Consider the following 12,023-nt stretch of genomic DNA (forward strand, 5'->3'; position numbering starts at 1 on the left):
GTTCAGGGGTTTGACCGAGGGATTCACGTGCGTTCATTGTTCTGGCGAATCCTGGCGAGCTTCTGGCTCGCGATCGCGTTGGTGGCGGGTCTGTCGATCCTGCTGGGGCACATGCTCAATCAGGATGCCTGGATCCTCAGTCGCCACCCCGGCCTGCACAAACTGCCGGAAAAGTGGACGACGCTTTACGAGGAACAGGGCGAAGGTCCGGCGCAGGCGTTTCTGCAGAATCTCAAGCGCAAGTATCACATCGACGTTCAGGTGCTGAACGACAGCGGCGAGGCCGTGATTCCCGGCACCTTTCCGCCTCGCGCAGCCGCGTTCGAAGCGCGCCAGCAAAAAGACGATGAACGCCCCCTGCCCTGGCGTCGCCTGACCGCGGAATACACCAGCCCCAAAACCAGCGAAACCTATTTGCTGATTTACCGCATTCCGCACCCGGAACTGGATGCCTGGCACCGCGAAAGCCTGCTCTGGCCACTCAGTGCGTTGGGGATCGCGCTGGTCGTGCTGACGCTGTTCAGCCTGTTCGTCACGCTGTCGATCACCCGCCCGCTGAGCCGTCTGCGGGGCGCCGTTCACGATCTGGGGCAAACCACTTATCAACAGAACAGTCTGGCCCAGCTCGCTAACCGTCGCGATGAGTTCGGCGTGCTGGCCAATGACTTCAACCGCATGGGCGCTCGCCTGCAAAGCCTGATCGGCAGTCAGCGTCAGTTACTGCGGGACGTGTCTCACGAACTGCGTTCGCCCTTGGCGAGGCTGCGAATTGCCTTGGCGCTGGCTGAACGCGGTGGACCTGCCGAGCGGGAAAAACTCTGGCCGCGCCTGACGCGAGAGTGTGACCGGCTGGAAGAGCTGATCAGTGAAATTCTGGCGCTCGCGCGCCTGGACGCTGACATGGGCGATGCGACACCCGTTGACCTGCCTGGGCTGCTGCATCACTTGAAGGCTGAAACCGAATTGAGCAGTAATGACCAGACCGTCAGTGTCGACGCTCAGTCAGGCATTCAGTTGCAGGGCTGGCCGAACGTACTCGAACGCGCCCTGGACAACCTGCTGCGCAACGCCGTGCGGTTCAATCCGTCAGGAAAACCCATCGAACTGAGCGCGCGCAATGAGGATGCCATGCTGTTCATCAGCGTACGCGACCACGGTCCCGGGGTGAGCGAAGAGCATCTGGCGCAGCTGGGTGAACCCTTCTACCGCGCGCCAAACCAGACCGCGCCGGGCTACGGTCTGGGTCTGGCCATCGCCAAGCGCGCGGCGGAAAAACACGGCGGCAGTCTGGTTCTGGAGAATCATCCACAGGGCGGGTTCATTGCCAGTATCGTCGTGCCTCGCGACACAGGCACGGCCGTTGGCTGAGGCTTAAAAGCAGGTGTACGGCCGGACATGGCTTCTTGGGTGAGCCCGGTGCGAACCGGCGCCCACAAGGTCCGCGCTGCCTGTTAACCCTGCCAGGCGCTGACAAACTCCGCGACGTCGAGCTTCGGCGCTTCACGTGGCGGATTCAGTGGGGTGCCGAGGTACAGGAACGCTACGACCTCCTCATCTGCTGCCAGACCCAACCCTTTGGCGACCTGTGGGGCGTAAGACAGATCACCGGTGCGCCAGACCGCCCCCACGCCCAATGCGTAGGCCGCCAGCAGCACGCCGTGAGCGGCGCAACCTGCGGTGATGGCTTGTTCCTTCTTCGGCACTTTGAAGTGGTCCTGCAATCGGGCGACCACCACGACCACGAGCGGGGCACGCAGCGGACCCGAGCGGGCTTTCTCCAGGGCCTTCTCGTCGTCACCTTTGCCGCTCTCGATCAGCGCCTCTGCCAACAGATCGCCCATACGGTTACGCGCATCGCCTTCCACGGTGAGGAAGCGGTAAGGCCGCAGTTGCCCATGATCGGGGGCACGCAGGGCGGCGCTGAACAGGATTTCGCGCTGGGCAGCATCCGGGGCTGGCTCGACCAGCCGGGGAACAGACACACGATTGAGTAATACGTCGAGCGCTTCCATTGAATCGTCTCCTTAAATGATGGGGCATTGTAGTGCCGCCAATGCGTTCTTGAACTTCAATAACGAATGACAGAAGCATTTACTTACATGACACCCGAAGCCGGACTCGGTTTACTTGCCTTGACCCACGGGTAGAATGTGCGCCTTTCCACTACCTGATCAGAGCGACTGCATGGCGTTGCCGACTCTTCGCATCATCGGTTTCATTATCGGCATCTTCCTCATCACCCTGGCCATTGCCATGGTCGTGCCCATGGTCACGCTGTTGATCTTCGAGCGAACCGGCGACATGCCGTCGTTCCTGTGGTCGAGCATGATCACGCTGATCGCCGGGCTGGCGCTGGTGGGCCAAGGGCGTCCCGAGCACATTCATCTGCGCCCCCGCGACATGTACCTGTTGACCGTCTCCAGTTGGGTGGTGGTGTGCGTGTTTGCCGCGCTGCCCTTCCTGCTGACGCAACACATCAGCTACACGGATTCCTTCTTCGAGAGCATGTCCGGCATTACGGCCACGGGCTCGACCGTGCTCAGCGGGCTGGACAGCATGTCGCCGGGCATTCTGATCTGGCGCTCGCTGCTGCACTGGCTTGGGGGCATCGGTTTTATCGGCATGGCGGTGGCGATCCTGCCGCTGCTGCGTATCGGTGGCATGCGCCTGTTCCAGACCGAATCCTCCGACCGGTCGGAGAAGGTCATGCCGCGCTCGCACATGGTGGCCAAATTTATCGTGCTGGTGTACGTCGGCATCACCGTGCTGGGGAGTCTGGCGTTCTGGTGGGCCGGCATGAGCCTGTTCGACGCGATCAACCACGCGATGTCGGCCATCTCCACAGGCGGTTTCTCCACCTCTGATCAATCCCTCGCCAAATGGCCGCAACCGGCCGTGCACTGGGTGGCGATCGTGGTGATGATTCTCGGCGCGCTGCCGTTCACCCTCTATGTCGCCACCCTTCGCGGTCATCGCAAGGCGCTGATCAAGGATGAGCAGGTTCAGGGGTTCATCGGCCTGCTGTTGGTGACCTGGCTGGTGATGTCGGCCTGGTACTGGGCGACCACCGACCTGCCGTGGTACGACGCGCTTCGGCACGTCGCGCTGAACGTGACCTCGGTGGTGACCACCACGGGCTTTGCGCTCGGGGACTACAGCCTGTGGGGCAACTTCGCGCTGATGTTCTTCTTTTATCTGGGCTTCATTGGCGGATGTTCCGGCTCCACGGCAGGCGGCGTGAAGGTATTCCGCTTTCAGGTCGCCTACATCTTGCTCAAGGCCAACCTGCATCAGCTCATTCATCCGCGCGCGGTCATCAAGCAGAAGTACAACGGCCACCGCCTGGACGATGAAATCGTGCGGTCGATTCTGACCTTTTCGTTCTTCTTCTCGATCACCATCTGCCTGATCGCCTTGCTGCTGTCGCTGCTGGGTCTGGACTGGATGACCGCACTGACCGGCGCCGCCAGCACGGTATCGGGCGTCGGCCCGGGGCTGGGCGAAACCATCGGACCGGCGGGCAACTTTTCAACGTTGCCGGACGCGGCCAAGTGGATTCTTTCGGTGGGCATGCTGCTGGGTCGTCTGGAAATCATCACCGTGCTGGTGCTGTGTATCCCGGCGTTCTGGCGGCATTGATTCAACGCAGGCCTGCAAGCCACACCAGATCCCTGTCGGAGCGCGCTTGCACGCGGTGGCGTTGTGTCAGCTACACAGAGGCTGGCTGACCAACAGCTATCGCGGGCAAGCGCGCTCCGACGGGAGTCGGTGGTGACTACTCGATCGCCTTACGCACCCTGTATTCCCCCGGTGTCTCATCGAACCAGCGGCGGAACGCGCGGAAGAAGTTACTCGGGTCGGCAAAACCCAGAAGGTAGGCGATCTCCAACAGCGTCATCTGCGGCTGCGCCAGGTATTGCTCGGCGAGTTCGCGGCGCGTGTCGTCGAGCAGGGTCTGAAAGCTGGTGCCCTCTTCCTGCAACCGTCGCTGCAACGTGCGCTGCGACAGGTGCAGGCTCTGGGCGACGGCTTCGCGCTTGGGTTCGCCTTGCGGCAGCAGACGGCAGAGCACCTGCCGCGCCTGATGCGTCACGCGGTTGCTCGCAAAGCGGGCCAGAAATTCTCCGGCAAAACGATCATGCAGCTTGGCCATTGCCTCATCGGCAGTCGGCAGCGGCGCTTCCATGTCTGCACGGTCAAACACCAGCGCGTCGTAAGGCGCGTTGAACGTCAGGGGCGCATGGAAAAACTTTTTGTAGGGCTCGACGTTTTTGGGCTGATCGCCCTGGATCAGCACGTGACGCGGGTGCAATGGACGACCGGTGAGCCAGCCACAGAACGCCAGCGCAAAGGCCAGTGAAGCCTCCGCGCTTTGTCGAGTGGGCGGCAAAAGGTCGCCATGCACCGTGAGTATCAGGGCATAGCCTTCGGGAAGAAGCCGAAAACTCAGGTCCGCGCTGTCAGCGATGATTCGCTGATAGCGCACCAACCGTTCGAACCCTTCTTTCAGGGTCCGGCTGGACATCAAGGCGTAGCCGGCAACACTGAACGAGGCGGGTCGAACGACCCGGGCCATGTTAAGGCCAACCGCCGGGTTGCCGGACAGCTCGACGGCGCGTTGCCAGAGTCGGGTCATGGAGTCCTGCGGAAAGCGGGCGTCGGGGTTTTCCAGATCGGCATACACCAACCCCAGTTCCTTGAACAACGCCTGGCAGTCCAGCCCATCCATTTCCAGGGACTTGACGATCCCCATCGCCCAACTTGAAGAAGTCGTTTTTTCCATGCTCACGTCTTCTTGTTCAGAATCGGTCGCCCCCTGCGACGGATAGCCGAAGGATACTACGTTGGCACCCATTGTCACTGGCCGCCGGGCGTGCTCGGCTAAACTCAGTGACATGACAGGCATCAGAGAAAAACGCTGTGGATGACGCAAGAAGCTTCGATCGTTTCGCCGATTTCTATCCCTATTACCTGCAGGAGCACCGTGACAGCACCTGCCGTCGCCTGCATTTCATCGGCACGAGCCTGGTGATCCTGATACTGGCGACCGCTCTGCTCAGCGCCAGCTGGGTGTTGCTGTGGGTGCTGCCGCTGGCGGGTTACACCTTCGCGTGGGTGGGGCACTTCTTTTTCGAGAAGAATCGGCCCGCCACGTTCAAGCATCCGTTCTACAGTTTGCTCGGCGATTTCGTGATGTACCGGGACATGCTGACCGGCAAAGTGCCTTTTTAAATGAGCAACGCAGCCTGATGACGGCCTATCAACGTCGCTTATAGCGCCGAGGGCAAGGCCCGCTGAGCCATCAAGCCGTCCCGCTCAGTCACACTATGGTGATCGACCCGGCCTACACTTCTTGCGTCACTGACAAGAAGAGCCGAAGCCGCCGATGAGCCACACAGACCAAGCACGTTTCACCCACATGAAGGACGGCACGCAGGAAGACTGGGCGATCATCGCCAAGGATTTCAGCGCCTACGCGCGACAACTGCCCGCGCGCATTCTCAGTCATCTTCGTTTGCTGGACGGTGATTTCGGCGGGTTCCCGGTGGACCGTCTGACCCATTCGTTGCAGACGGCGACCCGCGCGTATCGCGACGGTCGGGATGAAGAGTACGTGGTCTGCGCCCTGCTGCACGACATTGGCGACACACTGGCGAGTTACAACCACCCGGACATCGCCGCCGCGATCCTCAAGCCTTTCGTCAGCGACGAAAACCTGTGGATGGTCGAGAAGCACGGGATTTTTCAGGGCTATTACTTCTTCCATCACCTCGGCATGGACCGGCACCTGCGCGACACCTTCGCCGACCATCCGCAGTACCGCCAGACCATCGAGTTCTGCGCCAAATACGATGCGGCAGCGTTCGATCCCGATTACGAGAACCTGCCGCTGAGTTTTTTCGAGCCAATGCTGGAAAGGGTCTTCGCTCAACCCAAAAACTCGATCTACAAGGCTGCGATCGAGCAGAACTCAGCGAAGGTCCAGGCCTGACCAAAGACCTTATGCAGGCGCTTGCTTGCCCGCGATGGCGTTAGGTCTGCACCCGGTTCGTTGACGGGTACACCGCAACGCAGGCAAGCAAGCGCCTACAGGTCCCCGGCGGTGCGGCGTATCAGACCGTCTCGCCCACCGCCTCGGTCTCCAGGCTCTTGGCTTTGATGTGCGCATCGGCCAGCCGAAACAGCTCGATGGTGCCGTCCCAATGTTCGATCAGCGCGGTGCAAGACTCGACCCAGTCGCCGCAGTTGAGGTATTCCACCCCGCCCACCTGACGAATCTCGGCATGGTGGATGTGCCCACAGACCACACCGTCCAGCCCACGCTTCACGCACTCGTGAGCGATGGCTTCTTCGAAGTCGCTGATGAAGTTCACAGCCGTCTTGACCTTGTGTTTCAGGTACGCCGACAGTGACCAGTAGCCATAACCGTACTTGGCGCGCCAGTGGTTGAGCCAGCGGTTGAGGGTCAGGGTGAATTCGTAGGCCGAATCGCCCAGGAACGCCAGCCAGCGGTGGTAACGGGTAATCACGTCGAACTGATCGCCATGAATCACCAGCAGGCGTCGGCCGTCGGCGGTGACGTGCTCCGCCTCGTCGACCAGCTGGATGTTGCCCAGAATCAGTTTGGAATAACGACGCAGGAATTCGTCGTGGTTACCGGTGACGTAGATCACTTCAGTGCCGCGCTTGCTCATGGTCAACAGACGGCGGATGACGTTGGTGTGCGCTTGCGGCCAGTACATGCCGCCACGCAGCTTCCAGCCGTCGATGATATCGCCGACCAGATAAACCCTGTCGGCATGATACTGCTTGAGAAAACCGGACAGGTGCTCGGCCTGACAATCCCGGGTTCCCAGATGTACATCGGAGATCCATAAGGTCCGGACACGTTGCTTACGACTCGGTTTCACGTTCTCGGCAATGCTCATGGATGACCTCCACTTTGGTTTCCACAAGGGTGGACCGGGTCAGTGAAGTGAACATGACGGCATTGTTGAGGTTTGATGACATGACAAACGAAGCAACACACTGGCGGGGTTCCAGCGTTGCGGAGGCCGAACGACAGAACATCGATCACGGTGGGAGATTCTATGGCTCTCAAACCAGTGGTCTCAGTCCGTTTCTTTAGGTTCCAAAGCCTGACAGCACGCGCCACATCCCGGATGACGCAGAGCGTCATTGAATGTGTTACCACGCGGAGCGTGGGAACCATCAGATTGCTTGCGATGGGTGAATGACACACCGCATTCGTCAGCAAGCTAACTCCCACAGGTTTTATGTTTATTCAACGATCGAGGTGTTGAATCTAAACAGCGCAAAGCGCGCTCTGGCTTTTGATCTTCATACCGCAGCAGCCCAGACACCACAAAGCGCGACTTGGGTGCAGGCTGAACGCAGGTGGCGCGCAGTGGGCCGAGCGGCATGGATGCCGCGAGAGCCGCCCCCCGCCATGGATGGCGGATGGCGGCGGGCCCACGGAGCGTCGCCGGAGAGAGGGAACTCCGACGAAGGAGGAGCCCAACCAGGAGCATAGGACCCTTGGTTACTTGGGGTCTTTTCAAGTAACCCGCCGAAGGCGGAACAGTTTGGACGTTAGGACAAGCCAAACCATCAGCGTCACCCCAAATAGTGGAGATGCACACCACACAAGCAGCTTGCTCGCGAACGCAGTTGGGTGTCCGACACATTTCTCAGATCAGCACGACCGTAGTCGTCGGAATGCCGCTCAGACCAAGCTCGCTCCCACAAAGTCTCGCTCAGACGGATCAAACGTGACCCGGGGTCAAGCCTCAGGTCAACACGAAATCCACAGGTTCAAGCAGCGGCGGCAATGGCGTTTCACCCAGGGCGTCGAGGATGTCGCGTTCAATCACGCGCACCAGCGCATCCAGCGGCAGGTCGTTTTCGTCGAAGCCAAAAGGGTCCTCCAGTTCGTTGCCAATCGCATCCAGCCCGAAGAAGGTGTAGCTGACGATCGCCATGAACAAGGGTGTGACCCAGCCCAGGGGTTCTGCCATCACGAAGGGCAAGAGGATGCAAAACAGGTAAATCGTCCGGTGCAGCAGCAAGGTGTACGGGAACGGCAGCGGCGTGCCCTTGATCCGCTCGCACGCGGTCACCGCGCGACTGATCACGCTCAGATGATTGGCCAGCAGCGTATAGCGCCACTCGTCGATCTGCCCGCTGTCGCTGGCGTTGGAACACTGCAGACCAATCTCGCGCAGCACCCTGTCGCAAAAATTCGCGCCCTCTTCGGACGGCATCCGACTCAACCACGGCTGCGCGACCTTGCGCGCGTCCTCTCGGCGCAGCGTCGCACTCAGGGCGTGGGCAAACCCGCACAAATCGCGCAGAACCGGACGGCGTACGCTCACGTCCTTGATCACCTGGGTTTCACGGATGATCGAGCGGATCTCGGTAATCACGTCGCCCCACGCCTTGCGCGCTTCGTACCAGCGGTCGTAGCAGGCGTTGTTGCGAAAGCTCATGAAGATCGACAGCGAGAGGCCCAGCAGCGTGAACGGCACAGCGCTGACCTTTGAAAAATACTCCGGGTGCAGGTTTTCAATCAGCACGATAAACGCGGCAAGCAGCGTCACCGCCAGACTGCGGACGGCAATACGTCGAGCAATCGACCCTTTGAGGGCAAGCAGCACGTTCAGCAGGTTGGGATGCGGTCGGACGATCATGAGGTCGGTCTATGCTCGGCGAAAGTGTCAGGAAGCCGGTTGAGCATAGGTCGGTGGTATCAACAGCGTCCAATCACTGTTAATGAAGACCCTATCGAGGGTTTCGATCAGTGATCGGGCGTCAGCTGTCGAGCGGGGTTTTGCGATCGTTATGGCCGAGGTCACGTTCAGGGTCGATCTGGTCGCGCACGCGCTGTTTGAGGACCTTGGCTTCGGGGAAGCCGCCGTCGGCCTTGCGCTCCCAGATCTGCACCGCGTTGCAGGTGATGTGGAACACGCCACCGGTGCCCGGCACCAACGACACCTTGCCCAGATCGTCACCAAAGGTGCTGAGCAATTCCTGAGCAAGCCAGGCCGCACGCAACAGCCACTGGCATTGCGTGCAATAGGTGATGACGATCTCAGGTTTCGCGGTCATGGCTCAGCCCAGTCCAGCCAGTAAATCACGGGCCGTTTGTTGAGGACCGTCGTCGGACTCATCGATGACCTGCTGCAACAGACGGCGTGCCTCATCGACATTGCCTTCATCGATCAGCACCTGCGCTTCGTTGATCTTGCTCAGCGGCGCTTCATCCAGGTCCATCAGGTCGAATTCGGTGTCATCGGTCATGAAGCTGTCGAGAAACGCGTCGTCCATCAGGTCACTGTTGCTCTGTACGATCAACGCAGGCTCAGGTTCTTCCTCGAACTGCACGTCCATGTCCATCGTCTCGTCTTCTTCGGCGAAATCGCTGAGGAACTGCTCCTCCGGCATTTCGAAGACTTCCGGCAACTCCGTGAGATTGGAGGCGAACGCTGGATCCAGTGCGGGCTCGGCATCGGGTGCAGGCTTGCGCGGGGCGGGTGCGCTGTCGAATGGATCGACCAGGTCCCAGTCGGCGTCCATCGACAGGTCGTCCAGGTTGAGCTGGAAGTCGTCCGCCGGATCGGGATTCAAGGCGGCGGCTGCGTTTTCGTCCAGTTGGCCTGCCTGCGTGTCGCTGGCTGCCGCAGCCGCCGCTGCTACCGCAACAGCAGCGCCCGCCACAACGGCCGGAGCCGCTGACGGCTCTGTCGTCGCCGGAGCGGGCGCCGTCGGGGCGACCTCCACATTGAGCTTCGGATAACGAGCGCGGATCTCTTTGAGCTTTTGCGCCTCAATCCCCTGACTCAGCAGGACCTTTTCCTCGGCGTCGAAGCCCGCGGTATCGCCCTGCTCTCCCAGCAACTCGAGAATGCGCATGCGCACGTCGGTGCGCTGCGGCTGCTTGTCCAGCGCCTCCCGCAGGATCGCCAAGGCTTCAGCAAAACGACCGTAAGCAATGTAGATGCTCGCACCGTCCAGCGCGTCAGTCGCTGCACCGGCGAGCCGCTGACCTGCGGGCGCGGTGGTGCTGGCAGCAGGCGCAGCGGTCGCGACCGGGCGCGGCGTCACGGCAGGCACTTCAAACACCGGCGTGACCGTCGCCTGCGCCGGTTTGATGATCGGCTCGACAGGCTCCGGTTGCAGCGCCAACTCGTTTTTGATCCGGTTACGACGAACCGACCACGCCAACGCAAGCAGTAACAGCAGCACCAGCAATGCGGCCAGGATTGTCGTCCATGGCAGCTCGTCGTCATCCACCGGTTGCACCGGCACTGGCGCAGTCACCGGCGCAGGCGTTGTCGCCACCGGCTGGGTTTTCTGTACGGGAGGGGTTGCAGGCGCAGCAGCAGGCGCCGGTCGCGACGCCAGCGCTTTCATTTCCGCCAGTTGCGTCTGCAACTCGATGATCTGTTTGTCTTTGCCCGCCTCTTCCTCGTTCGCCTGTTGGACCTGACCTTTGAGGTCGTCCACGGTCTTGGCCAACTGCTGGTTTTCCAGTGCGGTGGCGGTCAGTTGCTGACCCGCATCCGGAGTCGGCGCAGGGGCTCCCGGCACAACGGGCGCGGTGGCAGGAGCGGTGACCGGAGACTGGGCACCCGCTGCGGTGGCGGGTGTGGACGGCTTGGGCTCGATGGCGCTGTCCGGCAACAGAAGGCTTTGGCCCACCTTCAACTGGCTGCGATCCCCATTCGGGAACGCCTGGGGATTGAGGGCCTGAATACCGCTGATCAACTCGTTCCCAGAGGTCTTGCTGCCCGGCGCCTGCACCCGGCGCGCGATGCCCGCCAGGGTGTCGCCAGCGGCCACTGTATAACGCTTGCCCTGCACAGCCTTTGGCGGTGCGACAGGCAATCGGGACTCATCGTTTTTCGTCCCAGCGGCAGGCGATTGAGTACGGCTGCGCGTCGCGGCGAGCCCTGTCGGCGAGTTCGGGGGGTCCAGCAAGACCGTGTATTCGCGCAACTGATCGCCGTTAGGCCGCACCAGGCGCACGACAAAATCCATGTAAGGCTCAGTGACGGCCTTGCGCGACTCGACATGCACGACGGCACGGCTGCCACGAATCACGGGGGTAAAGCGCAGGTCGTTGAGGAAAAACACGCGCTCCACGCCTGCCTTGGTGAAGGCTTCGGCCGGTGCCAGGGCAACAACGATTTCTTCAGGGGTCAGGCCGCCCGCCTCGATCAGTTCGATGTCAGCGTTGAAAGGCTGGCCGAGCGCCGAATGCAGGGTGATCTCGCCCAGGCCCAGCGCGGCCGCCATGGAGCTGTGGAGCATGAATGCCGACGCGACCGCCACGGCGAGCAACCCTGTGCGAAGACCCGACTGAACGCGAAGTGATGCGTAACTCCCGCGCCGACGACCGGCCTGAAAACTCTTCAGCATGCGAACCCTTATAAGGCAGGCTTCCCTGCAATTTCGTGATGCGGACACCGTGTCCGGGAAAAACCAGTATGGGTGCAAATAGAACAGGATGTTTCGACACGATCAACGTATTTGTCGCTGGCTCAACGCCATGAGCTCAGGATTTTTCCAGATTCGCCAGAATTGTCGAGTGAACGCGCAGGCAGACGCGCAAATCTTCCTCGTCGATGCCTTCGAACAGCTCATGACGCAACGCCGTGGCAATGGTTTCGATTTTCTCGATCAGAGGCCTTGCGGTGTCGCACAGCAGGATCTTTTTCGCGCGGCGGTCTTCGACCACGGCCTGACGACGGACCAGCCCCTGATTCTCAAGACTGTCGAGCAGGCGGGCCAGTGTCGGGCCTTCCACGCCCACGCTTTGCGCCAGTTCACGCTGAGTTGGCGCTTCCTTGAAACGCGCCAGGTGCAGGAGGACCAGCCAACGGGCCTGGGACAACCCAAGATCGGCCAGACGACGGTCAAGCTCGGCACGCCAGCCACGAGACAAGCTGGCCAGCTGCATGCCAAAGCGGTGTTCTTCTGTTAACGGCATAGGTAACTCGATGGTTAAAGACGATTCCTAA

General features: G+C 60.9%; 11 protein-coding genes. 4 read left to right on the forward strand and 7 right to left on the reverse strand.

Annotated features, from left to right (window positions below; all coding sequences use genetic code 11):
* Window positions 1-27: 27 nt before the first annotated feature.
* A complete protein-coding gene (locus AB4N84_RS03310) occupies window positions 28-1,368 on the forward strand; it encodes a sensor histidine kinase (RefSeq protein ID WP_460045241.1) in 1,341 nt (446 codons plus the stop codon).
* A gap of 83 nt (window positions 1,369-1,451) precedes the next feature.
* On the opposite strand, the gene AB4N84_RS03315 is transcribed toward AB4N84_RS03310, so the two are convergent.
* On the reverse strand, window positions 1,452-2,012 hold the full coding sequence (locus AB4N84_RS03315) for a nitroreductase family protein (RefSeq protein ID WP_460045242.1): 561 nt from the start codon (window positions 2,010-2,012) through the stop codon (window positions 1,452-1,454).
* Between the two features lie 172 nt (window positions 2,013-2,184).
* Between AB4N84_RS03315 and AB4N84_RS03320 the strand changes: the two genes are divergently transcribed.
* Entirely contained in the window at window positions 2,185-3,639 is a 1,455-nt protein-coding gene (locus AB4N84_RS03320; RefSeq protein ID WP_460045243.1) for a TrkH family potassium uptake protein, read from the forward strand.
* A 136-nt stretch (window positions 3,640-3,775) separates the two neighbouring features.
* Here AB4N84_RS03320 and AB4N84_RS03325 read toward each other — a convergent pair whose 3' ends face one another.
* Window positions 3,776-4,783 (reverse strand): AraC family transcriptional regulator, encoded by a 1,008-nt coding sequence (locus tag AB4N84_RS03325; protein ID WP_460045244.1) that lies wholly within the window; start codon window positions 4,781-4,783, stop codon window positions 3,776-3,778.
* Between the two features lie 137 nt (window positions 4,784-4,920).
* Here AB4N84_RS03325 and AB4N84_RS03330 point away from each other — a divergent pair, with 137 nt between their 5' ends.
* The gene (locus AB4N84_RS03330) at window positions 4,921-5,232 is read left to right on the forward strand and encodes an Mpo1-like protein (RefSeq protein ID WP_460045245.1); all 312 of its coding nucleotides are present in this window, start codon (window positions 4,921-4,923) and stop codon (window positions 5,230-5,232) included.
* Between the two features lie 154 nt (window positions 5,233-5,386).
* Window positions 5,387-5,992: an HD domain-containing protein gene (locus AB4N84_RS03335; RefSeq protein ID WP_460045246.1), complete on the forward strand. Its 606-nt coding sequence runs from the start codon at window positions 5,387-5,389 to the stop codon at window positions 5,990-5,992.
* Window positions 5,993-6,113: 121 nt separating this feature from the next.
* Here the strand turns inward: AB4N84_RS03335 and AB4N84_RS03340 are convergent, their stop codons facing one another.
* From AB4N84_RS03340 to AB4N84_RS03360, 5 genes are all read right to left on the reverse strand, one after another.
* Window positions 6,114-6,929: a UDP-2,3-diacylglucosamine diphosphatase gene (locus tag AB4N84_RS03340; RefSeq protein ID WP_460045247.1), complete on the reverse strand. Its 816-nt coding sequence runs from the start codon at window positions 6,927-6,929 to the stop codon at window positions 6,114-6,116.
* Window positions 6,930-7,790: 861 nt separating this feature from the next.
* Window positions 7,791-8,690 carry a bestrophin family protein gene (locus AB4N84_RS03345; protein ID WP_460045248.1) on the reverse strand — a complete coding sequence of 300 codons (900 nt, stop codon included), beginning with the start codon at window positions 8,688-8,690 and terminating at the stop codon, window positions 7,791-7,793.
* A gap of 121 nt (window positions 8,691-8,811) precedes the next feature.
* Window positions 8,812-9,108 carry an Rdx family protein gene (locus AB4N84_RS03350; RefSeq protein ID WP_346829599.1) on the reverse strand — a complete coding sequence of 99 codons (297 nt, stop codon included), beginning with the start codon at window positions 9,106-9,108 and terminating at the stop codon, window positions 8,812-8,814.
* Between the two features lie 3 nt (window positions 9,109-9,111).
* Window positions 9,112-11,421 (reverse strand): FimV/HubP family polar landmark protein, encoded by a 2,310-nt coding sequence (locus AB4N84_RS03355; RefSeq protein WP_460045249.1) that lies wholly within the window; start codon window positions 11,419-11,421, stop codon window positions 9,112-9,114.
* Window positions 11,422-11,557: 136 nt separating this feature from the next.
* Window positions 11,558-11,992, reverse strand: a complete 435-nt coding sequence (locus tag AB4N84_RS03360; protein ID WP_074757358.1) for a MarR family transcriptional regulator — start codon at window positions 11,990-11,992, stop codon at window positions 11,558-11,560.
* Window positions 11,993-12,023 lie beyond the last annotated feature (31 nt).

The sequence above is a fragment of the Pseudomonas sp. S2_H01 genome, from assembly GCF_054668305.1.

Coding starts and splice junctions, on each gene's coding strand:
- AB4N84_RS03325 (WP_460045244.1), bottom strand. CDS start 4,783: ATGGAAAAAACGACTTCTTCAAGTTGGGCGATGGGGATCGTCAAGTCC.
- AB4N84_RS03360 (WP_074757358.1), bottom strand. CDS start 11,992: ATGCCGTTAACAGAAGAACACCGCTTTGGCATGCAGCTGGCCAGCTTG.
- AB4N84_RS03335 (WP_460045246.1), top strand. CDS start 5,387: ATGAGCCACACAGACCAAGCACGTTTCACCCACATGAAGGACGGCACG.
- AB4N84_RS03355 (WP_460045249.1), bottom strand. CDS start 11,421: ATGCTGAAGAGTTTTCAGGCCGGTCGTCGGCGCGGGAGTTACGCATCA.
- AB4N84_RS03345 (WP_460045248.1), bottom strand. CDS start 8,690: ATGATCGTCCGACCGCATCCCAACCTGCTGAACGTGCTGCTTGCCCTC.
- AB4N84_RS03315 (WP_460045242.1), bottom strand. CDS start 2,012: ATGGAAGCGCTCGACGTATTACTCAATCGTGTGTCTGTTCCCCGGCTG.
- AB4N84_RS03320 (WP_460045243.1), top strand. CDS start 2,185: ATGGCGTTGCCGACTCTTCGCATCATCGGTTTCATTATCGGCATCTTC.
- AB4N84_RS03350 (WP_346829599.1), bottom strand. CDS start 9,108: ATGACCGCGAAACCTGAGATCGTCATCACCTATTGCACGCAATGCCAG.
- AB4N84_RS03340 (WP_460045247.1), bottom strand. CDS start 6,929: ATGAGCATTGCCGAGAACGTGAAACCGAGTCGTAAGCAACGTGTCCGG.